Genomic DNA, 25,982 nt, shown 5'->3' with positions numbered 1-25,982 from the left:
TTTAGCTACCCTTTATCCAGTTGCTCTTTGTTGAGTTTTATCTAGCTGGCACGGGTCAAAACTTTATTAGTGCGCGAGCAGCTACCCAACGTGGCCCAATCAGCTATTCGACTAACGCCTGATGCGTCACATGAGCAATAAGACTACCCATTTGCGCGCAACCAACAATTCGGTCATCAGGGGTATCGGCTTCTGCGAGATCACGCGTGCGCCAGCCAGCAGCCAGCACGCTATCAACCGCCGAAGCGACAGCAGCCGCTTCGCGCTGCAATCCAAAGGCATAGCGCAACATCATTTCCACCGAAAGTACCTGAGCGATGGGATTGGCAATGTCTTGCCCCGCAATATCAGGCGCACTACCGTGGCTGGGCTCAAACAGAGCGGCACGCTCACCCAAACTGGCACTGGCAAGCAGGCCAAGCGACCCAGAAAGCATGCTTGCTTCATCGGAAAGAATATCGCCAAACGTATTTTCCGTCACGATAACGTCAAACTGACGTGGATCGCGAATCAGCTGCATAGCTGCATTATCAACGAGCATGTCGCTGCATTCTACCTGCGGATACTCGCGAGCAATGCGGTGGACAACTTCACGCCAAAGGCGACTTGTCTCAAGTACATTCGCTTTATCAACTGACACAAGACGCCGATGTCGGCGAAGCGCTACCTCAAATGCGCGACGCACAATACGCTCAATTTCATATTCCCGATAGTCAAGCGTGTCGATTGCATGCTGGCCTGGCTCACCGTTAGCACCGGCCCCATCTTCGTCGTACGTGCGCTCACGCGCTCCAAAGTACAAGCCCCCCGTCAGTTCACGCACGATGATCAGATCAACTCCTTGGATGACCTCAGGACGTAAGGGGGAAGATCCGACAAGATCAGGTTGCACTCGTACAGGACGCATATTTGCGAACAGACCAAGGTCTTTGCGAATAGCAAGCAAACCTGCTTCAGGCCGCGGTGCACAGGGATCAGTGGAATCCCATTTGGGGCCACCGACTGCACCCAGCAAAACGGCATCGGCTTCATGCGCAGCACGGTGCGTGGCAGGTGGATACGGGTCGCCCACCTCATCAATAGCGCAGCCTCCCAACAGCTGACGATCGAACACAAAGCGTATGCCAGATGCCTTTGAAATCGCATCAAGGACACCGGCAGCTGCATCCATAATCTCGACGCCAATGCCATCACCTGGAAGCAGACAGATCGTATAACTTGTCCGTGCCATAAGCCTTCTCCAGCTTTCTCTTATTCTCCACCGCAATTGCGCTGGCCGCCGGCAACATTGTTCGTGTGCGTGAGTTCGCGCTTCGTGTGTTCTACCAATCCGCCATCTTCAATAATATCCCTAATAAATGTCGGAAATGGCTGAGCCATAAAGTGCTTTTTGGTAGTCTCGTCAACAATCAAACCGGTATCAGCATCAATGGAAACAACATCGCCCTCTTTAATAACTTCTGCAGCCTCTGGGCATTCCATAATAGCTAAACCCGTGTTAATACTATTGCGATAAAAGATACGTGCAAAGCTCTTGGCCACTACACAATCGATGCCGGCAGCCTTCAGGGCAACCGGTGCATGCTCACGAGATGAACCGCACCCAAAGTTTTCTTGCGCAACCAGAATATCGCCCGATTGCACGGTATCTACGAACGTTGGGTCGGCATCCTCCATCGCGTGCTTTGCAAGCTCTTGTGGATTGGGATTGTTGAGGTAGCGCGCTGGAATGATGACATCGGTATCGATATCGCGTCCAAATGTATGCGCCGTACCTTTAAACCTCATGTTCTCTCCTTCGCTTACTGGCTGCCTTTACGTACTGACTTGCCTTGACCTACTCTAGTTTGCTAGCTCGTTAATCTAAGTCGTCAGGAAGCGCAATATGACCAGCAACCGCACTCGCTGCCGCAACAGCCGGCGAAGCAAGATAGACTTCACTTGTTGTGTCGCCCATACGTCCAATAAAGTTGCGATTCGTTGTAGCAATCGCGCGCTCTCCCGGGGCAAGCACGCCCATATGGCCGCCCAAACAGGGGCCACACGTTGGTGTAGATACAACACAATGAGCATTAACGAAAATATCGGTGAGTCCTTCGTCAATACACTGCTTGAATACCGCTTGCGTGGCGGGTATCACAATGCAACGCACCCGTGGGTGCACTGTGCGTCCATTCAAAACGTGCGCAGCGGCACGCATATCTTCGATACGTCCATTGGTGCATGATCCGATAACTGCTTGATCGATGGCTACATCACGCGCTTCAGCAACAGGACGCGTATTACTGGGAAGGTGCGGAAAAGCCACGGTGGGCACAATATCAGCGGCATCAATAGTGATAGTGCGGGCATATACCGCCCCCTCGTCGGGGTTGTATACCGTATACGGACGTTCGGTGCGTGCATCCAAATACGCCCGCGTCGTGGTATCCACGGGAAAGAGACCAGCCTTTCCGCCGGCCTCAATGGCCATATTCGCCATGGTCATGCGACCCTCTATGGATAGCCCCTCAATAGCGCCTCCGTGAAATTCCATCGCCTGATATAGGGCACCATCTACCCCAATACGCCCAATAATGTGCAAGATTGCATCTTTGGCCGTGACAGTAGACGCAAGAGACCCCTCTAGGTTGATGCGAATGGTTTGCGGCACCTTAAACCACGCCCGACCCGTCGCAAATGCCACGCCGACATCGGTCGATCCCATGCCAGTCGAAAAAGCACCCAGCGCTCCATATGTGCAGGTATGGCTATCGGCGCCAATAACTAAATCGCCAGCGCCTACCACCCCTTGTTCGGGTAAAAGTGCATGCTCGATTCCCATACATCCCACTTCGTAATAATGGGTAATTTCCTGTTCGTAAGCAAAATCGCGCATCATTTTAGTGAGCTTCGCGCTGGCAATGTCTTTATTCGGCGTGGAATGGTCGGGTACGAGCGCAATCTTTTGGGGATCAAATACGTTTTTGACGCCGAGTTCGTGAAAAGCACGAATAGCAAGGGGTGCCGTTATGTCATTAGCAAGAACAAGATCAACTGCGCAATCAATTAGCTGACCTGGTTGCACACTATCGACACCAGCATGAGCAGACAGAAGTTTCTCTGCCATCGTCATAGGTTGTGCCGTCATGTGCCCTCGCCTTCCTGCGTTTGGGTTCTTCCTTCGCTTAGTTTCTTCCTGCATTTGGCTGCTTTCATGCACTATCGCACAGTAAAGCAGCGGCGATTCCTGCCTCCGCCGAAACACACAGCATGTGCACGTCTCGCACCCTTTGCCTTAGTTCAGTCTCCGCACCCCCTTCCACTATTCGGTCAATGGGGATACGATGCCCTCAATTAACCCATACGGTCAACGAAGGAAACTTGCATGAACGAACGATTCTTCGCACTACCTTCCACTCGACGCAACGCGATAATTAATGCTGGATTTGAAACGTTCTCAAGTTATCCCTATAGCAAGGCTCCTATGTCGGAAGTTGCCAGCGCAGGCGGTGTATCGAAACCCCTGCTTTTCCATTACTTCAAAAATAAACTTGGACTCTATCTCTTTCTCTGGGAAATCGCTTTAGACGCATTGAAGTGCTCGATCAAAGACGCAGATGTATTCGCGAGTGACAATCTGTTTGAAATCCTTCGGCGAGCCACTTCGGCAAAATGCACCGTCATGCGTTCCCATCCACGCCTTTTCGCATTCGCAACACGCGCTTATTACGAAGAAGAACCAAGTGTTAAAGCTGCTATAGAAAAGCAGGTCGACGAAGCACTTTCGATAGCAGCAAACAGCCTGTCACATTTGAAAGATACAGGGCTGCGCGAAGGGCTTTGTGCAATGGATATCTACAACGATTTTCTCTTACTTTCAGAAGGATACGTGATGCAGCGATACCGAACAGACAATATTGATGTCGATGCAATAGAACGCGATTTCAACGCCATTATCAATCGCTGGTAAGCGGCATTCGCAAAGGAGGGCGCACGATGAATACCACGCTTGATAGCTTGCAAGATATCTGTTGTGCGCCTTACCCCAATGGTATTGAACCTGCCATCGCAGCAGGCATGACTGAATGTCAGTTTGCTACAGAAGGCGGTGTCATACACTACTGGGTTAGCGCTTCTCCTAGCCCAAAGCAGGGATGGATGGTCTTTTTACCAGGTCTTTCCGCTGATCATACTCTGTTTAATCTTCAGTTTGGTCACTTTGCTCAGAAGTGGAACCTTATCGTCTGGGATGCTCCAGCCCACGGGCTTTCGCGTCCATGGAATCACCCTCTGTCAATCGATAGTATGGCAGAGGCACTCGGTGCCATTCTTGAAAAGAACCGCGCAGCCAACCCTATCATTGCTGGTCAATCGCTTGGTGGGTACGTCGCTCAGGCCTTTATCGATTTGTATCCCGGCTGCACACGCGCGTTTATCGCCATCGATACATCCCCCATGCAGCTTCGCTACTACAAAAAATGGCAGCTTGGCATACTACGCCATATGGAAGGCCTCTGCCGACTCTGGGGAACAGACCACTTTCTACGCAATCAGATGGCGCATGTCTGCTCGACCACGCCATATGGCAGACGCAATATGCTCCAACAGCTCGAACGCTATTCCAAACACGAACTTTGTGCGCTTCTTGGCGATGGATACCGGGCACTAGCAGACGCCGTCGCACAGGATCGCGCGTATACCATTGCGTGCCCCCTGATGATTATATGCGGCACTCAGGATAAAGCCGGCTTTGTTACCGCTTACGACAAAGCGTGGTCAATAAACACCGGAGTACCTATCATCTGGGTTGAAGGCGCAGGACACAACTCCAACGTCGATGACGCCACCTTCGTCAATGCTGCTATCGATCAGTTTATCGATAGCAGCATCTAAGACGTATCAGGCTTATGCACTCACCTTCACATAGGCTGCGATGGCGTCGCTCGCATACTGCGCGGTACCTTCCCCGAACTTATCAATATTCGCCTTGAATCGGGGGTCAGCCACATAACCCTTGCCAATATGCCCGAATACCTCAAGCGTGCAATCGAACGAATATGTTCTGAGCGCATCTAGAAGACGCTGCGCGATGGCGATGTTCTCCGCAGCATCGGGCGCTATCCCCTCCTCACAATTGTGTGCAAATGCGAAAAACACCTCATTGAATGCCTCGGTCATCACGTCCTCATTGCCTTTCTGTCGAGCAATGGCGGCGTCGATGATGTTATTCCCGTAGAGCTCACGTGCCTCGTTTTCGTATTCTTTGCTATCACTCCAGGTTAAGCCTTTAAATTTTTCTTTTGCGGTCATAATAAGTTCGCCTTTCTCTTCTTCGATACTTCTCTTTAGCGTTTGCACTAGTTCTTCCATACGCTGTTGCTCCTGCTCAAGCAGATGCAGCTGACGTTCGAGCGCCGCAACTCTACCTCTGTCATCTTGTATGAGCCTGGCGATTTCCTTTAAGGAAAACCCTAGATATTTATAGAAAAGGATGCTCTGCAGAATCTTAAGATCCGTATCGTCATACGAGCGGTACCCATTGGCAAGCTTACGCGGCGAAAGCAGACCTATGTGATCATAGTGATGAAGTGTCCGGACGGACACCTTCGCAATGTCTGCAACTTCCTTGATCGAGTAGCCCATATGCAACGTCTCTTTCCTTTCCGAAAATAGGTATACGCTATAACGCTACGTTAAGGTCAATAGAGAATTTAATATTCGATGCGGCTTTCTCTGCAAAATTTTACTTGACGTGATCTCAACATTCGATAATATGAAATCGGAATCCAAATTCATATTATAGGAACCTTATGAGCGAGCGAGGATCATACAACACACGCCAAAAAGCACTTGTTATCGACTGCCTAACGGGCAACCAGGATCGGTACCTTGGCGTTGATGACGTGCTTGTTATGTTGCATGAAGCAGGCAAAGAAATAGGCCGCACAACGATATATCGTAATCTTGAAGCACTTGTTACAAGTGGTCAGGTCTTGAAAGCTACCTCTCTCAAGGGCGAAGCACGATACCGCTTAGCACCCGGTAAAAGGTCTGGACAGCTCGTCTGTCTCTCGTGCGGTTGCACTCTTCCGCTTGATTGCACGATGCTCTCAGACTTCGCTGTGCACGTGCAAACGCATCATGGCTTCGAGATTGATTCATCACGCACAGTACTCTATGGACTCTGCGCTTCCTGTGCGCAAAAAGATCGAAAGCGTGAGCGCTGATGGCCCATCGTCTTTTAAAACTGATAGCTGCTACTCTTCTTGCAGCAAACGTGCTGATGGCAGCGCTTTCCCTTGAAGCTACCTCTCATCATGAGTGCCCTGGAGACAATTGCCCCGTCTGTGCGCTTATTGCCACTATCGCTCATGCGGCAGCAACACAGGTAGCAGATATTCCACCACTGCCGCCTGGCATGGCTAGTATGTGGCCAACCATCATGGGTGCCCTGCTGTTGTGCTCCGTCATGACACTTGCCATAACGCCTGTGTCCTTAAAAGTACGACTTGACCTCTGAAATGCGACAAACAACCAATCAAAACGACCATTCGCAGGCAATACCCTGCTTTGTATACACAGGAGAATTTATGAACAACCTTTTCTCTCTTTCGCCGATTGAAGGCGCACACACCTCGCTCGTACGTCGATTCACTATCGCAGGACTATGTGCCCTTGCCGCTGCCCTTACCTGTTTTGCTCTTTCAGGATGCAGTGGCTCTTCAGCCGACAGCGCAAACACCACCGATTCAAAAGACACCAAAAAGGTGCAGGTAAGCGCAAGCTTCTACCCTATGTATGACTTCGCTCAAAAAATCGGTGGCGATCGTGTCGAGGTAAGCTGCCTTGTTCCAGCAGGTACCGAGCCGCACGATTGGGAACCGTCGACTACCGATATTGCCAAGCTTTCGAATGCTGATGTGCTTGTATACAACGGTGCCGGTATGGAACACTGGATCGACGACACCCTTGCAAGCCTTTCGTCCAGCCACCTTGTTGCTGTTGAAGCAAGTAAGGGCGTAACCTTACGTGAGCTTTCTGAAGAAGCTGACGAACATGAACATGCCCACGAAGAACATGCCGAGGGTAACCATGACGATCACGATCATGACCATTCCGGCACCGACCCGCATGTCTGGTTGAACCCGCAGAACGCCAAAATCGAAATGGGTAACATCCGTGATGCTCTTATCCAGGCCGACCCTGACGGAGCTGATGTATATCGTGCCAACTACGATAAGTGGGCTGCTGAATGCGATACGCTCGATAATGAATTCAAAACAGGTCTCGCCAATGTCGCGCAGCGCTCTATCGTGGTATCGCACGAAGCCTTCGGGTACCTCTGCGATGCTTACAACCTTACGCAAATGCCCATTGAAGGTATCGAAGCCGATAGCGAGCCCGATGCCAAGGAAATGGCTGAAATCGCCGAGTTTGTTAAAGAGCACAACGTAAAGACTATCTTCAGCGAAGAGCTCGTAAGCCCGAAGGTTGCACAAGCCATCGCTCAGGAAACGGGCGCACAAACCGCAGAGCTTAACCCTGTTGAAGGTCTGACCGATGAACAGTTAGCTGCTGGTGAAGATTACTTCTCGACCATGCGCGACAACCTTACTGCCTTGAAGGAGGCCCTCTCTTAATGTCCGATTCCCGCGATGAAAAAACACCTATACGCCTCCACGCTGTTTCCTACGCTTTGGGCGGACAGGTGATTATCGATCGCGTGAATTTCTCGCTCGGTCAGGGCAATATCATTGCTCTGACCGGCGAAAACGGCAGTGGCAAGTCGACACTGTGTCGTATTGTTATGGGAAGCCTCGTTCCCGATGCGGGCGAGGCATTCCTGTTTGGCACCAATGCGCGCCATTTTAAAGACTGGAAGCGTATCGGATATGTCCAGCAACTGCCGCCTGCCGCGGTACTGCGCCATCCCGCTACCGCCCTTGAAATTGTTCAAGCAAGCTGCCCGCGCACCACTTCCCTTCCCTCCCATACCACCGCTAAAGAACATGCCCTGTACTGGCTTGCTGAAGTTGGTATGCAAGCACAGGCTCATCAGGTTATTGGTAGCCTTTCAGGCGGACAGCTACAACGAGTACGGCTCGCCGCAGCTCTTACCTGTGATCCTGACCTTCTTGTTCTCGATGAACCGACAACCGGTTTAGATGCGCAGAGTACCGAAGCATTCTGCACACTTATTCAAACACTGCGTGCTTCACGACAGCTTTCTATTTTGCTGGTGACACACGACCGCACAACGGCACAGGCCTTAGATGCACAAATCGTGCGTCTTGAAAATGGGTGTTTACATGCAGAAGCAGACGCAGAAGACAAGAAGGGATAACCAGTGCTTGAGTACGCATTCATGCAAAAAAGCCTGATCGTTGGGTTGTTGTTAGGTATTGTGGTGCCCTTGGTGGGCGTTAACGTCGTCTTGCGCCGTCTGTCTATGGTGGGCGATGCGCTTTCTCATACTTCCCTAGCTGGTGTCGCAGGCGGACTTATCGCGGGAATAAACCCCGTGCTCGGCGCCTCAATCGCCTGTATTGCTGGCGCCTTCTGTATAGAAGGCGTGCGCATGCGCTTTAAAGATCAGTCGGAACTTGCTGTCGCTATTGTTCTGGCCGCTGGCATCGGACTTGCTGGTGTCCTATCGGGTTTCGTGCCCAATGCAGCAAGTTTTAACAGTTTCTTATTTGGTAGCATCCTTACGGTGACCGACGAAGAGCTCATTTTCGTCTGCATTATTTCCGCTCTTGGCATTGCATTTTGTACGTTCTTCCAACGTGCACTGCTGCTATCTGCCTATGACGAGACACAAGCACGTGTGACAGGAGTGAACCTCACAGTACTCAACAGTGCCTTTGTCGCACTTGTGGCGCTCGTGGTAGCTATTGCAGCACGTACCGTCGGCTCGTTGATGGTGTCGTCAATGATGGTGGTGCCCGTTGCCTGTGCCTTGCAGCTAACCGGTGGCTGGAAGCGAGTTTGTGTTGCTTCGTCGCTCATCGGTGTTATTTCGTCGCTTGTTGGATTGACACTTTCATTTTACTTAGGACTTAAACCAGGCGGCACAATCGTACTGGTATCTATTGCGTTCCTTTTGATTGTTCTTGTTGCGAAAGCAGTACGCAATCTGGCAAAACGTCACAGCTAACAACAATAGGCGAGCAGATTAAAGTAAGAACGGTAACGTCGAAAACCCTTCTAGAACGCACTCGGTGTCTGCGTTGATATACTGGGAAGAGTAAAGTTCGACAGTTGGCCAATACTGCCACCCATAAGTTGCAACACGAGCATATCGATCAGTGCCCCCACAATAACGCCGATGGCACAAAAACGCAGCATGGCTGGGCGCGCGCCCTGGTTACGACCTATCGTAAAGAACAGAATAAATAAAAGCCCGAATATCCCGAACAGCAACCCACAGGCAAACGAAAGCGCCATAACGGTTCGACCTGTTTGATCTGCCGTACGCTGAGAAAAATCGTCAAAGGGAACAAATGCAGGGTCATCCGGTGCCGGCGGCTTGCTTTCCCAACCAGCAGGAGGCTTAGGACCCTGTGGTGCTTCCTTGTCAAGTTGATCGGAAGCGTACTCATCTTTAAGCGCCCGAGGTTGGTGAGAACTCGCATTATGTGATACTTCATTGGACACTGAATAAGCGGTATCAATCTCAGATGATGCTGAATCTGAGACAGAACTATCAGGAGTCACAGCAGCTGAAACCCTATCGCCAGAAGAGGTGTCAAGGGACGCGTCTGAAGAAGAGTCATTTGTCAGTTGCGACTGTGATGCCGGCGATTGAGGCTCTTGGGACTGCTGTGATTGTTGAGAATCGGCCATACGTTACTCATCTTCCGTAATAAATTCCGCAAGATCGCTTTGTACAAGAAAGGTGCGCTCACGATCGTCTGAGGCACTTGTCTTCCAAAAAAGAAAACCGAAAATACCTGCCTTCGCATAATCAAATCGATCGAGCGCAAAAACGTGGTTGAACCGTTTCTGCAACGCATCGTAATCCATATGTGCCTGCGAAGAAGTGCCGACCGGTGGATTGAGCACCGACATACAAAACAGATCGTCGGTATTGAGTTGTTCTAACACATCATCCCACACCGGATAAGTATCATTCAAATAATGATCGAACGTATAGAAACCGTAAGCAAACGAACTAATCTCGGTGCCGCCAAGCCCCGCAAAGCGCAATGCGTTAAATTCAATAGGAATAATCTGACCGGCATCAGTTACGCGCACTTCCACATGCACCGGAAAATCATGCACATACGTCAAGCTGTTTACACGCGTAAGAAACTCCGTCATTTCATCATGTGTTTCACGAATGATAGAAGGACCCGTTACATAAAGACGGTCGCTTGTATCGGCCGCGTCAGCAAAATCATGCCGCAAAACGTTAAGAATATGAGGCGTTCCTTGATGATCAAAATAGGCATCAAGCGCGTATTCGGCGCCCTCGATAAGCGACTCAACAATAAAGCGCCCCGAACCGATAACCGCTTCGTCGTACCAAGAAACCCACTGGCTGCGCTGCTGCTCGATCGTATCAAGCGCCGCCTGCCAATCTGCCCTATCGCGCACGGTATAGACACCCACACTGAGAAAACCAACAGATGGCTTTATCACCAACGGAATGGCCTGGGCGGGAAAGGGCATGGTTGCAAGCTCTTCAATCGAGCATGCACGATAAAAGTAATCGGGATACAGTGGCGCCAATACATTGCGCATGTGTTCTTTGTTTTTGAACACCTCAATCGCTTTATGGAGATCAGGATTTTTTACATGCTCAAGCACCCAGGAAAGCCGCCCTTCCGACATCGTGTAGAGCCGCTCCCCTTCTTCGATACGCTTTGCAGCCGCATCTTCTTCTACAAGCACCACACCAGGATGCGCACTTGCTATTGCGCGAGAAGCATCCGTGGCAAGCACCGGTTGTTTTGACTGCGCCAAATAGGTGCTCATGCGGTCGGATACGTGCCCATCGTCGACAATAATCATGCGTCATCCCTCATTACTTGCTATTCTTTCGGGAACTCCACGCCTGAATTTTTTCTCTGCCAAGCGTCTGCAAATCTTCTAAGGGCGGCATTGGCTTGTCGAACGAGGCACGCTTGATAAATATCCAAACCGCAAGACCAACACACACCACAGCAACCGTAATGGTTTCAAAAAACAAGAACTGGATGCTTGCCAGTAAAAGTAGCACCGTTACCGTCAGAGCCATACAGGTACGATAGCGCCTGACCAAACCCGCTGCCAAAACAATCAGCAGCACCCCAAAGAATACGATGGCAGGTCCGGCAAACACATTGGAAAAGTCGATCCATTCCACCAGCGCGTTGTAGGGCGCCAAAAGCGCAGGGACAAAGTACGACGCGATGCTAACGGCACCAACGATACCCACCGCCGTACCGCTAATCCACGCAACATCTTTGTCGCGCTGTTTTTGCGTCGGATTCTTTTTTGTTTTGAAGAAACCCGATTGCGACAAGAGTACCGCTCCAATACAAAAAGGCACCCAAAACATAATGCCGCGATAGAGAAGCGCGATAGCCGTTGCGGTAGGAAGCGAGCAGCCGTAAGCGGTAAGAACTGCTGCAATAGCCGCTTCAACAACGCCGATACCTTGCGGTGTCGGACTCAAAATAACCGAGATCGCCGCCAGTGCAAATGCTGCAATAAGCGCTGCCACATTTTCAAATCCAAACGCAAAGCCAATAGCAACAAGCGATAGCATATTCAACACAGCTGAAAGCGATGCCCACGCCACACTGGTAAACGTTCCCAGTGGGTTTGAAGCCATAATCTGTGCCGAGGTGATAAACGAGTCCGCCGTATCACCTGCCCATTGTGCACGCAGCGGACGACGCACTTTGCGCGCGATGGCACCCACCGGCACGGCAAGGCGGCGGAAGAAGCCATAGAGCCACTGCGGTTGAAAGAACCCAATGATGTATAAGCTCGACAGTACCAGAAGAGTCGCTGCCAACAGGAGAGCACCAATCACAAAGACCGTGTTGATTGAATCCGAAACGATCATCGTGATAAAACCAATAATCGATATCACCAGCAGAGCCGAAAAATAACCGATCTGCGAAAGGATCGCTCCACTGGTCGCTTTACCTAGGTTGGCGCCCTTACGGTGGGCGTCGTCCACAATGAATGCCACACCCGTCGCGCCTGAAAACAGGCAGAACGTATTAATAAACACCAGGCTAAAAATAAGAACGATATATTCCCACAGTCCACGACCTGAAAAACCAACTGCCTCAAAGGCCGCTTTGTAGGAAACTGCTTGAGTCACATGACGAGCCACCATAATAATGCAGGCGAGAATCAGCGGAATCGTTGCGCCTGACTGAGCGGCATCGTAAATGCTGGCAATCGTCTCGGCATTACTGATAAGGAAACAGCCTGCGACGACGGCCAGCACGAGAAAGATGGCCTTCTTCAACACCTGCTCCTTTCAGCTATCCCGTCGTATCCAACCGGGCAAGTATATCCCATCTGCCCTGATGCCACTTGGCAGCGGACAGGCGACAAACATAAACAACAGCAGCGCTGAACGCGGATTACTGTTGCAAGTATCGTCTTGTCGTTATCATCCCAGATAGTTGCAGTCAGTTGGGTTACACCCCGTTGACAGCTCACTATTGCTATCCGCAAGAGCAGAGCATCATTGGATAATGCATGCCATGAAGAAATCAGAAGCCCTTAACATACTTGGTCTTGCAGACGGCGCTAGTGAAGATGACATCAAAGCCGCTCATCGTCGTAAAATTCGCGAGAATCATCCTGATCGGTTTTCAGACCCAACCGAAAAGCAAGCGGCTGAAGAGCGAACGAAGCTGATTAACGAAGCGCGCGATGTGCTCAATTCGGGTAAATGGGACCCTGAATATGGGCCACGCGCAACCACGTACAGTTCACCCTATGCGCATCCTTCCAGCGGTGTTCCCCATAATGGCGACCCTTTTGAGGGTTTCCCCTTTACCGTTGATTATGTGTGGACCAGCTGGGACGATATTGGATCAGGCCAAAGAGGCGCTGCAAACGCAGATAATCGGCAACGTGCGCGACGTGGTGGCGTCTGGGGACAGGGGTATGCCAACCCCTTTGAAGGTGACCCCTTCTTTACGGAATTCACGCGTGCACCGCGTAAGACACCTCAGGAAGAAGAACGTGAAGCAAAAGCCGACTTGCGTCAAACGCTCTTAGGATGCGCAGTCAAACTGGCTGTTCTTGCGCTCTGTTCTTCGCTTGGTGCCGTCGCCATCGGCATGTTTGCCTATGTGGTCGCTACCCTTTTGCTTGCTGTGGCGCGCGAAGTTAAGGGATGTACGAGCTTCCTCGTGCTGCCGTTTATTATTTTTTTTGGTCCCCTTATCGCCTGGTTTATGCCCCGACTTGGCGCTGGTATCGGCGCAGGGCTATTTGTGTTTTTTGGAATCGCTGTTCTGGTCGATATCAGCACCATCAGGCGCAGCGTCTCAACCCTGCGTACCGCACGAGAAAAGGTAAAGGTCTCAAGCTGATAGCTTGTAGTACTGCAAGCTCATCATTCACAACTGCTCAAGTAAAAGGCCAGCCACGCGCACCGCAAAAGCTGTAACGCAAACGAGCACTGCATACCGTGAAAACAGCAAGCAATGCTCGTTGAAGCATTTGTGATCAAGAAGCCTTGAGGCGAAATACCCTAGTGACGGAAGTGACGGTGTCCGGTAAACACCATGGTAATACCTGCTTCGTCAGCCGCCTGTATCGCTTCGTCATCGTGTATTGAGCCACCGGGCTGAATGATAGCGGTGATTCCCTGTTCGGCCAGCGTATCTACCCCATCGCGGAACGGGAAGAAGGCGTCAGAAGCAGCTACTGCCCCTTTGCACGCAACGCCAGCACGTTGGCAGGCGATACGAGCCGAATCGACACGATTTGGCTGACCAGGACCCATACCAATACCTGCTTTATTCTTCGCCACTAAAATAGCGTTTGATTTCACACCCTTGCAGACCTTCCAGGCAAACAGAAGATCGTCCAGCTCTGCGGCCGTCGGCTTGCGCTTGGTAGGAATCGTAAAGGTTGCAGGATCTTCTGAGACGGTATCGATAGTCTGTACAAGCAGACCACCGTCGATGCTGCGCAGCTCCTGCCGGGTGGCATCAAACACATCCGTTCCACCGGTACGCAAAATACGCAGATTCTTTTTCTGCTGAAGCAGCTCTAAAGCAGCTGGTTCATAGTCGGGTGCAATCAGCACTTCCATAAAGAGTTTATGGGCGTTAATACGGGCAACCATGTCGGCTGTCACCATGCGGTTTGCAGCAATAATACCGCCATATGCACTCTTCTCATCGCAGGCAAAAGCGCGTTCGAACGCTTCACCCACCGTATCCGCACAAGCCGATCCACAGGGGTTCTGATGCTTCAGAATAACCACTGCGGTCTCATTGAGGCCGCACACAATTGTCCAGCAGGCATCGGCGTCAAGCAGATTGTTGTACGACAAAGGCTTACCACCCAACTGTTCGGCATGGGCGAGCGAATGAGATGGAGCATCAGGGAGTCGATAGAAGGCTGCTGCCTGATGAGGATTTTCGCCATAGCGCAATATCTGCACCCGACTGTACGAAAGGTTAAGCTGCTGGGGCCATTCCTCTTCGTAAACGACATCGCCCCCCGTCGCGACTTCACGAGCGCTCATCTCACCAGCCGTCACTTCGTTGCCGGTCTGTGATGCTTCAATACCTTCGGTTTCTACCCAAGCTGCCGACAGAAACTTTGAGCTATCGACATTTTCAGGCATCTGGTTAGTCAACCAATCGGTGATAGCAGTATCGTAAGCACCGGTCAGGCGAAACGCCTCACGCGCCAGAACAAAACGCGTAGCGCGAGTGGTGGTACCTCCTGTTTCTCTCATCTCGGCAAGAATATGTTTGTAGGAAAATGGATTGGTAACAACAGTTACTGACTCAAAGTTCTTCGCTGCACTGCGCAACATCGACGGACCACCGATATCAATATGCTCAATGCACTCGGCAAAATCAGCTCCCTGGGTAACCGTTTTCTCAAAGGCATAGAGGTTAACAACAACCATGTCGATCATCTCGATGCCCTGGTGAGCTGCATCGTTGAGATGCTGCGGGTTATCGCGGCGCGCAAGCAGACCGCCATGAACGCTTGGATGCAGGGTCTTCACGCGACCATCCATCATTTCGGGAAAACCCGTCACATCTTCAATGGAAGTAACGGGCACGCCTGCTTCAGAAAGCGTCCGTGCTGTGCCGCCTGTTGAAATAATTTGTGCGCCGAACTCTCCCGAAAGAGCACGGGCAAAGTCAATGACACCCGTCTTGTCGGTAACAGAAATAAGTACACGCCTGATCTGGGGGCTTTCCATAATTAATTCCTTCCGAGATCCGATTCATGCTGACGGATTTCCTGTTCGCTATACCGTTCACGATAGCGCACATCTACCAGTTCGGCCACAATAGCAATGGCAAGCTCAGCGGGAGTTTTTGCACCAAATTTCAGACCAATGGGACGTTTGATGCGCTCCCACTGCGCTTCGGTCATGCCAGCTTGACGGCACAGATCGGCTACGCGCGAATTCTTACCGGCACAACCCATCATACCGGTATAGTGCACGTTGGCACGCTGTGCCCATAAGCAGCCTTCTGGATCGTGCATATGCCCGCGCGTTAACACACAAACGTAATCTTTAGGCGCAGCAGAAAGATTGGCGAGGTCATCGAAGTTCTCAAGCAACAGTCGACGAGCCTGCGGAAAACGATCCGCATTGAGATAGGTGGCATCATCATCGATAACCGTCACCGAAAAGCCAACATGACCCGCTAAGGTAGCCACTTCGGCTGCGACATCACTCGCGCCTATCAGCCACACCTGAACAGGAGCAAAAAGCGCAACAGAACACCAGGTAAGACCAGGAAATTGCTCGGTATGCATAGAGGGACCACGGGTAACGTCTTTCATCTGGAAGACATCGCGCGGCGATGGGGTACGCGAGAAAACAATCTCACGCGCCTCGTTGCAAAAAAATACTCCCGACTGTCCGTCGGCGGAACCCTGCGCGCCATATTCACGCGTTACCGCATTATCTTTGTTGCGCGTGGCCTCAGTGGCATCAAAAACAATCTTGAACCCAATCCACGCCTGTTCAGCAGCGTCGATCGCTAAAAGTGCGCGCTCAAACACAGGAATATCTGCCACAGTAAGACTCTGCGCAATAACAGAAGCACTCGCAGGAGTGATATGTGGGTTTCCTTCAGTTGCTTCAGCAGAAAAGCACGGGAAATCATCAAGCGGAAACTGCGGCGGTCTGCCCGCATTAAGATCGGAAATAATACGACGCACGGTTTCCTTATGCATGAGCGATGTGCACCTTCCCTTCGGGATCTATCGAGATATCGCCAGCCGCAAGTCGCGCAATTACCCAGGGATATAGCTCGTGCTCGACTTCGTGAATGCGTGCCTCTAAGGCCTCACGCGTATCATCTTCATGTATCGGCACCGCACGCTGGGCGATAATCGGCCCTTGATCGTAAAGTGCATTGGCAAAATGAACAGTCACACCTGTTACCTTGACCCCTGCCTGCCAGGCATCGTCAATTGCATGAGCGCCCGGAAAAGCTGGCAGCAAAGCAGGGTGCACATTGAGCACTCGATTAGGATATTCATTGAGCACAATGGGGCCAATTATGCGCATATAACCAGCCATTATCAGGTATTCGGCACCCGCCTGCTTAAAAGTTGTGACGATTGCGGCATCAGCCACCGCTCGGTCGGCATACACATCGCGATTAAGCGACACCGTGGGAATACCAGCATCGGCAGCACGCTTGAGCCCGTATGCATCAGGACGACTCGACAGCACCATAACCACTTCAGCGGCAAGATTTTCCTGTTCAATAGCATCAATAATAGCCTGAAGATTCGTGCCACTTCCACTGATAAGTACCCCAATTTTAAGTGGAGCTGAAGACGCAGGTGAGCGATTCATGAACTAGTCACTCTCCTCTTCTTCGTAGAACACATCACGTTCTTGTGTACGCTGTTCAATGGGGGTAACTGGTTGATTTTCTTCTTCCTCTTCAACAAGTACATCATGCAAAAGAGCACCTTCATTGGTATAGCGTACAGCGCCGCTGCCTGCTACGACATGCCCAACACGGAAAACTTCTTCACCAGCTTCTTGAAGGGTGTGCTCAACGCTATCCACCGCTGCAGCATCCACAATAAGTACCAGACCAAGACCCATATTGAATGTTTTAAGTGCTTCAGATTCAGACAGTTTAGCCGCTCGACAGACAAAGGGAATAATGGGCTTCATAGTCCAGCTACCAATGTCGACCTGAGCATCAAGATGGCTCGGTAGCGCACGATTGAGGTTTTCAGTAATACCCCCGCCAGTAATATGCGCTAGAGCATGGACCGCATGCGGATGATTTGTCAGTGCAGTATGCACCGATTTCACGTATATACGTGTCGGTTCAAGCAGCGCATCCTGCACGCTTTCTCCGCCTAAAAGGGACTGCGGCAGGCGTACTTCGTAATGAGTACGTCCTTCCAAGCACACCTTACGAGCCAGAGAATACCCATTGGAATGCAGCCCGCTTGAGGCTAGACCTAGCAGCACATCGCCTTCCGTAACGTTTTCAGGATCAAGCATGCGTGCGCGATCGACAACACCCACCGAAAAGCCTGACAGATCGTATTCTTCTGGATCCATCACGCCAGGATGTTCGGCCATTTCCCCTCCAATAAGAGCACAGCCAGCCTGACGACAGCCTTCGGCAATACCGCCCACAATTTCAGCAACGGCTTCGCTTTTGAGCTTACCCACCGCAATGTAGTCTAAGAAAAACAGTGGTTCGGCGCCGGTAGCGAGAATATCGTTGACACACATTGCCACCAGATCGATACCCACGGTGTCATGTTTGCCAGCCATCTTGGCGACCTGTAGCTTCGTACCGACACCGTCGGTGCCCGATACAAGAATGGGGTCATCCATATCTTTTGCTGCTGCTATTGAAAATAGCCCCCCGAAGCCGCCGATATCTCCGATAACTTCAGGGCGACGAGTACTTTGTACCGACTGTTTGATGGCATCCACGGCGCGTGCGCCCTCGGCGGTATCAACACCGGCCTGTGCATACGTCACTGAATCCTGTCCAACCCAGCTGGGCATCGCTGGTGCATCGTCGGCTGATGCAGCACTCACGGTGATCCTGTCTGTCATCGTTATTGCTCCTTTGCGGTCTCCGCCAGCTCGCAGGCACTCGTAGGTGTGCTTGGCTCATGCGGTCTTCTGTGGTTAGCCTTCTGTAGTCGTGTTGCTTCTGGGTGCACCACCTGCGTAAGACGTTACGCGATTGCGCTCGAAAAAGCCTGTTTCCTGCAGAGAATCAGGAATATCGATAACGTAATTGCCCGAAAAACAAGCATCGCAAAAGCCCGGATGATCAGCGGTTACCGCCCGATGAAGACCCTCAAGCGAAATAAAAGCAAGTGAATCACAACCGATGGATTCACACATCTGTTGGTTATTCATATTGGCAGCAATCAGCTGATCTTGTGTGTCAGTATCGATGCCGAAGAAGCATGGCCATTCCACTTCAGGCGACACGATACGCAAATGCACTTCGACAGCACCCGCAGCTTTCAGCATTTCAACTAACTTGCGGCTCGTGTTGCCACGCACAATACTGTCGTCGATAACCACTAAGCGTTTTCCGGCAATTACCTGCGGTAATGGGTTAAGCTTAATACGAATGGCATTCTGTCTCATAGCTTGAGTTGGTTGAATGAACGAGCGTCCCACATAGCGGTTTTTCACAATACCGTCAGCATACGGAATGCCCGATGCTTCAGCGAAACCTAAAGCGGGCGGCAAGCCCGAATCGGGAACGCCCAACACTAAATCGGCATCGATAGGTGCCTCAGCAGCAAGAATACGCCCCATCTCGCGGCGAGCCGTATAGACATTTTGGCCATCCAACACCGAATCGGGACGAGCAAAATACACATATTCAAAAATGCACGATGCGCGTGGACCGGCGGGCACACCCTGTTCACTTGCCATGCCTTCCGCTGAAAACCGCACGATTTCGCCCGGTTCAACATCGCGCAAGTACGTGGCGCCCACAATATCAAGCCCACAGGATTCGCTTGAAACAACCCAGCCACCATTGTCAAGACGCCCAATGCAAAGAGGACGAATGCCATTCGGGTCGCGAAATGCATAGAGCGCATCAGGACTTGCGAGTACCATCGCATAGGCGCCCTCAAGCAAGCACATCATCGCACGAATACCTTCGCGAAGGTGATGAGTACGACTGGTTTCGGCACCAATAACCTTGGCTGCCACTTCACTATCGGTATTGCTGTAAAGCTGTACTCCTTGACCAACCAGCTGCGCGCGAATTCGCGTAGTATTCACCAGAGTACCGTTGTGCGCGAGCGCAATAAGTACATCATCGATAGCCGACAGGTGCGGCTGAGCGGATTCCCATCCCCCGCCGCCAGCTGTGGAATAGCGGCAATGCCCCACCGCTACATCACCCTGCAGGGCAGACAGAGTACTTTCGTTAAAGACCTGTGTGACCAGACCTAAATCTTTATAGGCAACAACCGTGCCATTACCACCAACAGCAATACCAGCACTTTCCTGCCCGCGATGCTGCAGTGCTTGCAGGCCAAAGCAGGTCAGACGAGCCACATCTTCGCCCGGAGCATACACGCCAAAAACGGCGCATGCTTCCTCAAGGCGGTCGGGCCTTTCTGATGGCATCACACTGTCGCCCATGGCTTCCCTTCCGAACGCGGTGCGGTAAGACACGTAAGCCGTCTCCTACCTTTTCGTTTTATTATGCGTTGCTTGGCGTGACTGTGTCGACTACGGACGAGAACAGCACAGCACGTCCATTCGTCTCCTGATAGTCGCAGGTTGAAAGCGTGAAAAGCTGAGTGATGCTTGCAGGGTCGGGCATGCCACCTGCCGGTGCAACCACACTGCGCTGCTCTTTGTCTTTTATATAGGCGCTGCGCTGATCATCGGTACCAAAGCGCGTCTGTACGATTTCATCCCATCCGTTGGTCAACACCAAAGAAAATGCTTGAAGCTTATAGTTCTTTTCGGGCGTAAGTACATAGAACGTGCGGTGAGCATCGAAGAAATCCCCGTTGACAAAGTCTTTCGACAGGCAGGCAAACATCGATCCATCGCGCATGTGATGCCCATATAAGACGTTGTTTTCATCAGAGAAATCAGGGGAATTAGATGCCTCAAGGAAGATAGCACCGCCACGGGCACCAAAATCCTCTTTCTGGCTGAAATCCTTATGCAGATATTCTTCGTTGTCATGGCCCTGTACAACCGGATAGTTCACCCGCGTATCGGGAATAACCACCCATGCCACAATATCAGGATTCAAGCTGCGCAGATAATCCCAGTCAACTGTCATATCCGCAAGCTCCGTCGCATCAGCATCAGCCGGCATATCCTGCGCCGATACCGAGGTAAGCGCTTGTGCGGCGATATCCTGATATCCCCGATCAGCTGACCAGTATGAATAGAGATAAAACCCGAGAACACCAGCTGATCCGATAAACACTATAAGTGCCAGCCAAAATATGATGCGCCACAGTAATCGACGCCGAGGCTTTTTGGCTTTTGGGGCGGCTGGAGCTATTGCGGCATGTGCTGCGTGCTTCATGCTATCTCCTCTGCAAGCGCTCTTCGAGCGCATTATTGATAATGCGGAGCGCCTTGATACGCGCATACCGCTTGTCGTTACTCTCTAAGATAATCCACGGTGCAAAATCAGTCGAAGTCAACCGGAACATGTCCTCAACTGCTTCGCGATATTGCGGATATTTAGCCCGATTACGCCAGTCTTCATCGGTGATCTTCCACTGCCGCGCCGGATCTTCAGCACGCGACTCAAACCGTCGGAGCTGTTCATCGCGATCTATCTCCACCCAGAACTTTAATAAGATAGCACCCCAGTCGACCAGATCGCGTTCGAATTCGTTGATCTCGTCGTAAGCACGCGCCCATTCGTCGGGACGCGCAAACCCCTCGACCCGTTCAACAAGCACGCGACCATACCAGCTGCGATCGTAGATGCCAACATGTCCCGCCTTGGGAAGACGTGTCCAATAACGCCACAAAAACGGATGAGCAAGCTCGGGCTTCGTCGGTGCCGGACTAGGAAATATCGTATACGAACGCGCATCAAGCGCCTGAGCGATACGCTTGATGTTGCCGCCCTTACCCGCTGCGTCCTGGCCCTCGTACATCAAGATAAGTGGAACCCGCTGCTTGTACATTTCTAATTCAAGGCGATAAAGGCGCTTCTGTTCAGCCTTGAGTTCGGTTTTGTAGCGCGCGGGATCAAAACGCAAGTGATAATCAACACCCTTAAGTGTTGGATGACTATTCGAAATGGGAAAACGTGAAGTGCTCGGTGCAAAAGACGCCTGTTTGGCAGCCTGAGCCTCAGCTTCTTGGCGTACGTCAACGTCCTGTGTATCCCACGCCAACTCTTCTTCGGTTTCGGTGCTGTCCACTAATGCATGAGCGTCCTCAAGCACATCCGCCGAATTTGATGAAGTGGTACTACCTACCGGCGCACCCGCCGAAACAGAACCATTTTCTGATGCCCCCGCCGGATCAGAGGTGTCAACTGGCATACCGGTTGATACAGTACTACCTGCTGATACATCTGACACAGAAAAACTACCTACTGGCGCATCGGCTGCTGCAATGGCTTGATCGAGCGCATCGACAAGCGTACGCACAACACCTAAGTTTGCACGCCGCTTATCTTCACCATTGAGCACGACCCACGGTGCAAAATCGTAATTTGTACGCGAAAGCAATTTGTCATACAGCTTGCAATAACGATCGTAATCTCCTATCGCTGCCAGCGCTTGTTTGTCGACACGCCAAGCAGTTGCCGGATCAGCAGCCAAGCCTTCAAGGCGCTTGCGCTGTGTTTTCTTCCTGATGTGCAGGAAGAACTTCACCACTAGGTAACCATCGTTGACAAGTTGCCTCTCGAAGCTTTCGATAGAAGCAAGGGAACGCTCCATCGGACTAGGCCCGGTCAGCGCACCCGGTATCCGCTTACGCTTGGAGGACGGTGTGATCTCTTCAGCAAGGTGAGCTGCTGCTGCGTTGTACCATCCACGATCGTATAGCGTCATGTTGCCACGCGGCCCAAGCGAATTCCAATACGGCTGCATCATGGGGAAGTAGCCGTCAGTAGAAAGCCCACGCGCATGCAACTTACGAGCATCTTTTTCGTGCTGACTATCGTCAACATGTACAGTTGTCGAGCGCGCATCAAGGTTATACATCAAATCGGAAATGCGCCCACCTTTGCCAGCGCCATCCCATCCTTCAAACAGGACGACTAGGCCAATCCCCCTAATATGCGCTTCTTGCTGCAGCAGCACGAGCCGCTTGACCAATTCATCGCGCGCGGGTTTGTATTCATCCCGATCGATAGGAATGCAATCAAAGTCTATTCTCTCGAGCATGGCGCCTTCCGTCGTCCCGAGCAAGCGCCGCACGATACCAATGCTTTGAGTTACGCTGCTCCTACTTTTACTCTTTGTTTACAAACTTTATCACTTGACCTGCGACCTCACGATGACAGGGAAACTTACTCACGAAAGATACGCTGCTAGGGTTATCACATAAGTAAGAAGTACTACTTCGAGAATTTTCTTTCTAATTTGCCACGCAAAACAAACCGTCTGCAAAAGTTTGCCCACATCAGGGGAAAAGAAGGCTACACTAAAGAGGAAAGCTCAAGATATTGATCTGTGGGTACCTGATAGATCCCCCGATCGATGCGCGCTCTTGATACCGCTTTTGTCTTCGATAGACGTTGCCAATTTTGGCTGCCGGTTCGATGAGAAAGCGCGCAACGTAGATAGGAGAGTTTATGAACCGAAAGGCTGCAACCAACCAGACGGACGAGATGGTTTCCTCTCCCAAAGAGAGTGCATCACTTCAGCAAAATGCCACCAGCGAAAAGACACCCCACGGACATAAATCAAATGGCAAAGGTCGCCATGAACGGATGCCGTTTATGCAAAACCGAGAACTATCTTGGCTGACTTTCGACGAACGCGTACTCGAACAGGGATCCGATGACACAGTACCCCTGCTCGAACGGCTGCAGTTTATCTCTATCTTCAGCAGCAACCTGCAAGAGTTCTTTATGGTGCGCGTGGGCAGCCTTACCGATCTTTCTCTGTTAAAGACACAGGTCATTGACACGAAGTCAAACATGACCCCCGACGAACAGCTCGATGCGATCTATGCACGGTGTCACGAACTGTACCCCGTTCAGGAACGAATTTATTCAGAGGTAAAGCACCAGCTTGCCGATGAGGGAATCCGACGTCTCACCTTTGATGAACTGAACGAAGAGCAACGTGAATTCGCTCTCGACTATTTACGAAGCAATGTGCTGCCTTTTCTTATGCCGCAGATTATCAATGCCCGTCATCCCTTCCCTCATTTGGGCAACGGCGAACTCTACATTATCGTGCGCTTGAGTGAAGAAACTCCCAAAAAAGCAGACCTCACCAGCGAAGAGCGCAAGCGTGTCAAAGAGCTGCGCCGTCAGGTAAAAAGCTTAGGCGCCGAAGGAGTTACCCTGGGCGTTGTCGGCTTGCCGCGCAATGCCGAGCGCATTATTAAACTACCTGGTGAAGGTTTTAATTTCATTCTGCTTGAAGACCTCCTAGAGGCTAACGTCGCAAGCATCTATTCGATGTATACGGTGAAGCACGCCAATATCATTTGCGTCACACGCAATGCCGACCTTGATGCCGCCGATACAGCCGACGAAGGCGAAGAAGATTACCGTGAACACATGAAGAAGATCTTGAAGAAGCGTGCCCGCCTTGCTCCGGTACGTCTTGAAAGCAAGCGCAAGCTTTCTGCTACCGTAGGTAGCTTCTTACTTTCGCGTCTTCACTTAGCTCCTCACCAGGTGTTTACCACTGAAGTACCCTTGAATCTTGGATATGCTTTCGCCCTACCAAGCATGGTTGACCCGGTCGTTCGTGCACGCCTCACAAGCGAACCGTTCTCACCTGCTTGGCCGGCATGTCTTTCGCATTCTGAACGCATTATCGATCAGATACAGCAGCGCTCCGTTATCCTGTCGTATCCATACGAAAGCATGGATCCATTCGTTCAACTTCTACGTGAAGCAGCTGAAGACCCCGACGTTGTTTCTATTAAGATCACCCTGTATCGACTAGCGAGTCGGTCGCATTTGGCCGAAGCACTTATCACCGCGGCAGAAGCGGGAAAAGAGGTAACAGCGCTGTTTGAGTTGCGCGCGCGCTTCGACGAAAGCAACAATATCCAGTGGTCTCAGCGCTTTGAAGAAGCTGGTGCACGGGTGCTCTATGGCTTTCACGACTACAAGGTGCACAGTAAAATTTGCTGCATCACCCGCCAAACCCCACAAGGCCTTCAGCACATTACACAGCTGGGAACCGGCAACTACAACGAAAAGACGGCTCGACTCTACACCGATTTCAGCTACATCACTGTTGACGACGCAATCGGACGTGATGCAATTGAATTCTTCCGCAACATGGGCCTTGAAAGTGCTTCACGCGCATACCACACGATCTGGGTAGCCCCGTTGCAAATTAAGCAAAATATTTTGAAGGGTATCGATGGCCAAATTGCCCATGCTCGCCAGGGAGAGCCCTGTGGATTGCTCTTCAAGACGAATTCGATTACCGATCGCGAAGTTCTCGAAAAGATATCCGAAGCATCGCAGGCAGGAGTACCCATCACACTGATCGTGCGCGGGATTAGTTGCCTGCTTCCTGGTATTCCAAATGCAACCGAAAACGTGCGAGTGGTTTCTATTGTTGGACGGTTGCTCGAACACAGTCGCATCTACGCGTTTGGTCCACTTGATGAAGCGACTATTTACCTTTCGAGTGCCGATTTGATGACGCGCAACATGGATAACCGTATCGAAATCGCCTGGCCAATACGCGACAAACACATTCATGATGCTGTTGTCGACTACGTACATGTGTGCCTGCGTGACACCGCAAAGCTGCGTGAATTACGTGCAGATGGCACCTACACGCCCCTGCGCGCACTCGTACAAGCAGGTACCGAGCCCTTTAATTCGCATGAATACCTGATTGAAAAAGCACGTATCGCTTCCGATGCAGCGCGTGAAGCGGAACTCGCTGCTAAACCAGACCACGAACGTATTGCCATGCATGCCCATTACTCGCGTCAATCGGCAGCTCGTGAGCGGCGTGCAATGCGCGATCTCGAAGAGATCTATCGCGAAGCGCTGCAGCACGAAATTGGCGGTACCGAAGGCGAAGCGTTGACTTCGTTCATGCGTGCCGCAGCAAAAGTCTTTGCCGAAATCGAAGCTGAATCGGCTGAGCGCACTGAAATACTGGAGGAACAAGCAGAAAATGGTAACGATTCTGCCGCTTTTGTTAGTGACTCTGATCCTGCCACCAAATCTGAACCCGTTACCGAAGCTGAATCTACCGACACGTCTAAGTCTGCTGAATCTGGCACCACTGCTGGACGTGCCCAAGACGCTTCCACCCTTGATGCCACCCTTGCCGCCCTATCATCAGCACCACGCTCGGCAAACGCTCAAGACCAAGCGGTCACCGATGCGCAAACGACATCACGCACAGCCACCGATACCGCAGCCACAGCTACTTTCGCTGCCCAAACACGGCAGCATGGATTCTTCTGGCGCCTCTTCCACCGAAAGAAGCGTTAACCAAACAATGAGCGTGCCATGCATGGGCGCATGAACATAAAAGACCTCGTACCTCGACGTGATGTAATTGCGTCGAGGTACGAGGCGAAAAGACAAAGCTCCGACGGATAAAGTCCCTCTCAGCCACATGAAAATCATGCCAAGCTACCCTTC

General features: G+C 51.4%; 23 protein-coding genes. 9 read left to right on the top strand and 14 right to left on the bottom strand.

The window, feature by feature from the left end; genetic code table 11:
* Positions 1-103: 103 nt before the first annotated feature.
* The 3 genes from leuB to leuC form a co-directional block, all read right to left on the bottom strand.
* Positions 104-1,231 carry a 3-isopropylmalate dehydrogenase gene (gene leuB / locus CCUR_RS02180; RefSeq protein WP_012802850.1) on the bottom strand — a complete coding sequence of 376 codons (1,128 nt, stop codon included), beginning with the start codon at positions 1,229-1,231 and terminating at the stop codon, positions 104-106.
* Positions 1,232-1,251: 20 nt separating this feature from the next.
* Positions 1,252-1,788, bottom strand: coding sequence for a 3-isopropylmalate dehydratase small subunit (locus tag CCUR_RS02175; RefSeq protein WP_012802849.1), 537 nt, complete (start codon positions 1,786-1,788; stop codon positions 1,252-1,254).
* Positions 1,789-1,858: 70 nt separating this feature from the next.
* Entirely contained in the window at positions 1,859-3,130 is a 1,272-nt protein-coding gene (gene leuC, locus CCUR_RS02170; RefSeq protein WP_012802848.1) for a 3-isopropylmalate dehydratase large subunit, read from the bottom strand.
* Between the two features lie 237 nt (positions 3,131-3,367).
* Between leuC and CCUR_RS02165 the strand changes: the two genes are divergently transcribed.
* Both CCUR_RS02165 and CCUR_RS02160 read left to right on the top strand, forming a co-directional pair.
* Positions 3,368-3,952 (top strand): TetR/AcrR family transcriptional regulator, encoded by a 585-nt coding sequence (locus CCUR_RS02165; protein ID WP_012802847.1) that lies wholly within the window; start codon positions 3,368-3,370, stop codon positions 3,950-3,952.
* Between the two features lie 26 nt (positions 3,953-3,978).
* Positions 3,979-4,875, top strand: a complete 897-nt coding sequence (locus CCUR_RS02160) for an alpha/beta fold hydrolase (RefSeq protein WP_245526103.1) — start codon at positions 3,979-3,981, stop codon at positions 4,873-4,875.
* A gap of 12 nt (positions 4,876-4,887) precedes the next feature.
* Here the strand turns inward: CCUR_RS02160 and CCUR_RS02155 are convergent, their stop codons facing one another.
* The gene (locus CCUR_RS02155) at positions 4,888-5,625 is read right to left on the bottom strand and encodes a MerR family transcriptional regulator (RefSeq protein ID WP_012802845.1); all 738 of its coding nucleotides are present in this window, start codon (positions 5,623-5,625) and stop codon (positions 4,888-4,890) included.
* Positions 5,626-5,792: 167 nt separating this feature from the next.
* Between CCUR_RS02155 and CCUR_RS02150 the strand changes: the two genes are divergently transcribed.
* The 5 genes from CCUR_RS02150 to CCUR_RS02130 all read left to right on the top strand — a co-directional run bounded on the left by CCUR_RS02150 (position 5,793) and on the right by CCUR_RS02130 (position 9,139).
* Positions 5,793-6,209 (top strand): Fur family transcriptional regulator, encoded by a 417-nt coding sequence (locus CCUR_RS02150; protein WP_012802844.1) that lies wholly within the window; start codon positions 5,793-5,795, stop codon positions 6,207-6,209.
* Positions 6,209-6,502 carry a hypothetical protein gene (locus tag CCUR_RS02145; RefSeq protein WP_012802843.1) on the top strand — a complete coding sequence of 98 codons (294 nt, stop codon included), beginning with the start codon at positions 6,209-6,211 and terminating at the stop codon, positions 6,500-6,502. The genes CCUR_RS02150 and CCUR_RS02145 overlap by 1 nt, the downstream gene beginning before the upstream one ends.
* A gap of 70 nt (positions 6,503-6,572) precedes the next feature.
* On the top strand, positions 6,573-7,622 hold the full coding sequence (locus tag CCUR_RS02140) for a metal ABC transporter substrate-binding protein (RefSeq protein ID WP_012802842.1): 1,050 nt from the start codon (positions 6,573-6,575) through the stop codon (positions 7,620-7,622).
* A complete protein-coding gene (locus CCUR_RS02135) occupies positions 7,622-8,326 on the top strand; it encodes a metal ABC transporter ATP-binding protein (RefSeq protein WP_012802841.1) in 705 nt (234 codons plus the stop codon). Before CCUR_RS02140 ends, CCUR_RS02135 begins: the two co-directional genes overlap by 1 nt.
* Positions 8,327-8,329: 3 nt before the next feature.
* Entirely contained in the window at positions 8,330-9,139 is an 810-nt protein-coding gene (locus CCUR_RS02130; protein WP_012802840.1) for a metal ABC transporter permease, read from the top strand.
* A gap of 50 nt (positions 9,140-9,189) precedes the next feature.
* Here CCUR_RS02130 and CCUR_RS02125 read toward each other — a convergent pair whose 3' ends face one another.
* From CCUR_RS02125 to CCUR_RS02115, 3 genes are read right to left on the bottom strand one after another with little or no spacing between them, the layout of a single operon-like run.
* Positions 9,190-9,828, bottom strand: coding sequence for a proline-rich domain-containing protein (locus CCUR_RS02125; protein WP_012802839.1), 639 nt, complete (start codon positions 9,826-9,828; stop codon positions 9,190-9,192).
* Between the two features lie 3 nt (positions 9,829-9,831).
* Positions 9,832-10,998 (bottom strand): ATP-grasp domain-containing protein, encoded by a 1,167-nt coding sequence (locus tag CCUR_RS02120; protein ID WP_012802838.1) that lies wholly within the window; start codon positions 10,996-10,998, stop codon positions 9,832-9,834.
* A 13-nt stretch (positions 10,999-11,011) separates the two neighbouring features.
* Entirely contained in the window at positions 11,012-12,457 is a 1,446-nt protein-coding gene (locus CCUR_RS02115; protein ID WP_143711802.1) for a lysylphosphatidylglycerol synthase transmembrane domain-containing protein, read from the bottom strand.
* 238 nt (positions 12,458-12,695) lie between these two features.
* On the opposite strand from CCUR_RS02115, the gene CCUR_RS02110 reads away from it, so the two are divergent.
* Positions 12,696-13,535 carry a DnaJ domain-containing protein gene (locus CCUR_RS02110; RefSeq protein WP_041225467.1) on the top strand — a complete coding sequence of 280 codons (840 nt, stop codon included), beginning with the start codon at positions 12,696-12,698 and terminating at the stop codon, positions 13,533-13,535.
* A gap of 161 nt (positions 13,536-13,696) precedes the next feature.
* On the opposite strand, the gene purH is transcribed toward CCUR_RS02110, so the two are convergent.
* The 7 genes from purH to CCUR_RS07405 all read right to left on the bottom strand — a co-directional run bounded on the left by purH (position 13,697) and on the right by CCUR_RS07405 (position 22,563).
* Positions 13,697-15,397 (bottom strand): bifunctional phosphoribosylaminoimidazolecarboxamide formyltransferase/IMP cyclohydrolase, encoded by a 1,701-nt coding sequence (gene purH, locus CCUR_RS02105; RefSeq protein ID WP_012802835.1) that lies wholly within the window; start codon positions 15,395-15,397, stop codon positions 13,697-13,699.
* 2 nt (positions 15,398-15,399) lie between these two features.
* Positions 15,400-16,386 (bottom strand): XdhC family protein, encoded by a 987-nt coding sequence (locus tag CCUR_RS02100; protein ID WP_012802834.1) that lies wholly within the window; start codon positions 16,384-16,386, stop codon positions 15,400-15,402.
* A complete protein-coding gene (purN, locus tag CCUR_RS02095; protein WP_012802833.1) occupies positions 16,379-17,017 on the bottom strand; it encodes a phosphoribosylglycinamide formyltransferase in 639 nt (212 codons plus the stop codon). Before purN ends, CCUR_RS02100 begins: the two co-directional genes overlap by 8 nt.
* A gap of 3 nt (positions 17,018-17,020) precedes the next feature.
* Complete coding sequence (purM, locus tag CCUR_RS02090; RefSeq protein WP_012802832.1) at positions 17,021-18,256, bottom strand: phosphoribosylformylglycinamidine cyclo-ligase; 1,236 nt, start codon at positions 18,254-18,256, stop codon at positions 17,021-17,023.
* Positions 18,257-18,331: 75 nt separating this feature from the next.
* On the bottom strand, positions 18,332-19,822 hold the full coding sequence (purF, locus tag CCUR_RS02085) for an amidophosphoribosyltransferase (RefSeq protein WP_012802831.1): 1,491 nt from the start codon (positions 19,820-19,822) through the stop codon (positions 18,332-18,334).
* 61 nt (positions 19,823-19,883) lie between these two features.
* The gene (srtB, locus tag CCUR_RS02080; protein ID WP_012802830.1) at positions 19,884-20,732 is read right to left on the bottom strand and encodes a class B sortase; all 849 of its coding nucleotides are present in this window, start codon (positions 20,730-20,732) and stop codon (positions 19,884-19,886) included.
* A gap of 1 nt (position 20,733) precedes the next feature.
* Positions 20,734-22,563 (bottom strand): polyphosphate:AMP phosphotransferase, encoded by a 1,830-nt coding sequence (locus CCUR_RS07405; protein WP_012802829.1) that lies wholly within the window; start codon positions 22,561-22,563, stop codon positions 20,734-20,736.
* Positions 22,564-22,973: 410 nt separating this feature from the next.
* On the opposite strand from CCUR_RS07405, the gene ppk1 reads away from it, so the two are divergent.
* Positions 22,974-25,829, top strand: coding sequence for a polyphosphate kinase 1 (gene ppk1 / locus CCUR_RS02070; protein WP_012802828.1), 2,856 nt, complete (start codon positions 22,974-22,976; stop codon positions 25,827-25,829).
* Positions 25,830-25,982 lie beyond the last annotated feature (153 nt).

This window comes from Cryptobacterium curtum DSM 15641 (assembly GCF_000023845.1).
GTDB classification, from domain to species: Bacteria; Actinomycetota; Coriobacteriia; order Coriobacteriales; family Eggerthellaceae; genus Cryptobacterium; species Cryptobacterium curtum.
Note: the sequence above shows the minus strand (reverse complement) of the source record. Positions and strands in the feature narration are given on the sequence as shown.

Coding starts and splice junctions, on each gene's coding strand:
- CCUR_RS02165 (WP_012802847.1), top strand. CDS start 3,368: ATGAACGAACGATTCTTCGCACTACCTTCCACTCGACGCAACGCGATA.
- purM (WP_012802832.1), bottom strand. CDS start 18,256: ATGACAGACAGGATCACCGTGAGTGCTGCATCAGCCGACGATGCACCA.
- leuC (WP_012802848.1), bottom strand. CDS start 3,130: ATGACGGCACAACCTATGACGATGGCAGAGAAACTTCTGTCTGCTCAT.
- CCUR_RS02100 (WP_012802834.1), bottom strand. CDS start 16,386: ATGCATAAGGAAACCGTGCGTCGTATTATTTCCGATCTTAATGCGGGC.
- purH (WP_012802835.1), bottom strand. CDS start 15,397: ATGGAAAGCCCCCAGATCAGGCGTGTACTTATTTCTGTTACCGACAAG.
- ppk1 (WP_012802828.1), top strand. CDS start 22,974: ATGAACCGAAAGGCTGCAACCAACCAGACGGACGAGATGGTTTCCTCT.
- CCUR_RS02160 (WP_245526103.1), top strand. CDS start 3,979: ATGAATACCACGCTTGATAGCTTGCAAGATATCTGTTGTGCGCCTTAC.
- CCUR_RS02140 (WP_012802842.1), top strand. CDS start 6,573: ATGAACAACCTTTTCTCTCTTTCGCCGATTGAAGGCGCACACACCTCG.
- CCUR_RS02150 (WP_012802844.1), top strand. CDS start 5,793: ATGAGCGAGCGAGGATCATACAACACACGCCAAAAAGCACTTGTTATC.
- purF (WP_012802831.1), bottom strand. CDS start 19,822: ATGGGCGACAGTGTGATGCCATCAGAAAGGCCCGACCGCCTTGAGGAA.
- CCUR_RS02120 (WP_012802838.1), bottom strand. CDS start 10,998: ATGATTATTGTCGACGATGGGCACGTATCCGACCGCATGAGCACCTAT.
- purN (WP_012802833.1), bottom strand. CDS start 17,017: ATGAATCGCTCACCTGCGTCTTCAGCTCCACTTAAAATTGGGGTACTT.
- CCUR_RS07405 (WP_012802829.1), bottom strand. CDS start 22,563: ATGCTCGAGAGAATAGACTTTGATTGCATTCCTATCGATCGGGATGAA.
- leuB (WP_012802850.1), bottom strand. CDS start 1,231: ATGGCACGGACAAGTTATACGATCTGTCTGCTTCCAGGTGATGGCATT.
- CCUR_RS02175 (WP_012802849.1), bottom strand. CDS start 1,788: ATGAGGTTTAAAGGTACGGCGCATACATTTGGACGCGATATCGATACC.
- CCUR_RS02145 (WP_012802843.1), top strand. CDS start 6,209: ATGGCCCATCGTCTTTTAAAACTGATAGCTGCTACTCTTCTTGCAGCA.
- CCUR_RS02135 (WP_012802841.1), top strand. CDS start 7,622: ATGTCCGATTCCCGCGATGAAAAAACACCTATACGCCTCCACGCTGTT.
- CCUR_RS02125 (WP_012802839.1), bottom strand. CDS start 9,828: ATGGCCGATTCTCAACAATCACAGCAGTCCCAAGAGCCTCAATCGCCG.
- srtB (WP_012802830.1), bottom strand. CDS start 20,732: ATGAAGCACGCAGCACATGCCGCAATAGCTCCAGCCGCCCCAAAAGCC.
- CCUR_RS02110 (WP_041225467.1), top strand. CDS start 12,696: ATGAAGAAATCAGAAGCCCTTAACATACTTGGTCTTGCAGACGGCGCT.
- CCUR_RS02155 (WP_012802845.1), bottom strand. CDS start 5,625: ATGGGCTACTCGATCAAGGAAGTTGCAGACATTGCGAAGGTGTCCGTC.